We start from the raw sequence: 1,072 nt of genomic DNA, 5'->3' as shown, positions 1-1,072 counted from the left end.
GTGCAGGTTGATGCCCTCGAGCGTGAGCAGCGGGAAGAACAACCAGCCCTGGTTCTGCACGAACACCCGGAGCGGCCCGTTCTTGACAGCCGCTGCGTCCTCGGGCAGGAAGCGGATCGCGTCGGGGGCGATGTCCGGGTCCTTGCCGACGGTGTTCGGGTTGCCATGGTGCCGGGTGTGCTTGTTCATCCACCACGAGTAGCTCAGCCCCACCAGGAACGTGCCGAGCCAGCGGCCCGCGCGGTCGTTCCACTTCTGGGACTCGAACACCTGACGGTGCGCAGCCTCGTGCGACAGGAACGCGAACTGCGTGAACAGCACCCCCAGCGCACCGGCCACGATCAGCTGGAACCACGAGTCACTCAGGAACGCGAAGACGACCCAGCACGCGGCCGTGGCGACGACGAGTGCGGTGAACAGCGCCCAGTAGAAGCCCCGACGGCGACGGAGCAGCCCGGCTTCCTTCACCTGCGCCAGCAGCGCGGAGTACGACGAGGTGCCACCGGTCCGTGGTCCGGCCGGGGAACCGGTCTTCCGGAAGCCGCTGGAGAGGGGTTTCGAGCTGGTCTCCCGCTGCGGGCTGGTACCGGCGTGCTGCGTGGTCATGGGTTCCCTGGTCGTCATCGGAATGGAAGAACGTTCCGGCGGCCGGGGTCTGGGGCTGCTGGTCCAACGCTAGAGCCGTCACGCTCCCGGGTGCAAGCCACAGGTCCGCGTGTCCGCCGCTCGACTACGGTTGTCCCGCCTGCTCGACGGAAGGACCGTTCCCCACATGACCGAGGTACGCGAAGCACGACTGGTCGAGACGTTCGTGACCCTCACGGACTCTCTGGTGGCGGACTACGACGTGGTCGACGTGCTGCAGACGCTGGTCGACCGGGCCGTCGAGCTGTTCGACGCCGCCGCGGGCGCCATCCACCTGCTCGACAAGCACGACGAGCTGCGGGTCGTCGCCTCGACGAGCGAGCGCAGCAGCTTCATCGGCCTGCTCCAGCTCAACGCCGGCGAGGGGCCCTGCATCACCGCCGTGACCACCGGCCGGTTGGTGACGTCGGAGAACGCCGACGACCTG

General features: G+C 68.1%; 2 protein-coding genes. One reads left to right on the top strand and one right to left on the bottom strand.

Translation table 11 applies throughout. The features are described 5' to 3' along the window. Window positions 1-606 (bottom strand): fatty acid desaturase family protein (locus tag BACI9J_RS22575; protein ID WP_201296714.1); only part of this gene is annotated, 606 nt, incomplete at its 3' end. Between the two features lie 166 nt (window positions 607-772). Between BACI9J_RS22575 and BACI9J_RS22570 the strand changes: the two genes are divergently transcribed. After that, window positions 773-1,072: GAF domain-containing protein (locus BACI9J_RS22570; protein ID WP_159736637.1), on the top strand; the 300-nt coding region annotated here is incomplete at its 3' end.

This window comes from Arthrobacter sp. 9V (assembly GCF_902506065.1).
GTDB lineage: Bacteria > Actinomycetota > Actinomycetes > Actinomycetales > Micrococcaceae > Arthrobacter.
This window is presented reverse-complemented; position numbering and strand designations above follow the sequence as displayed.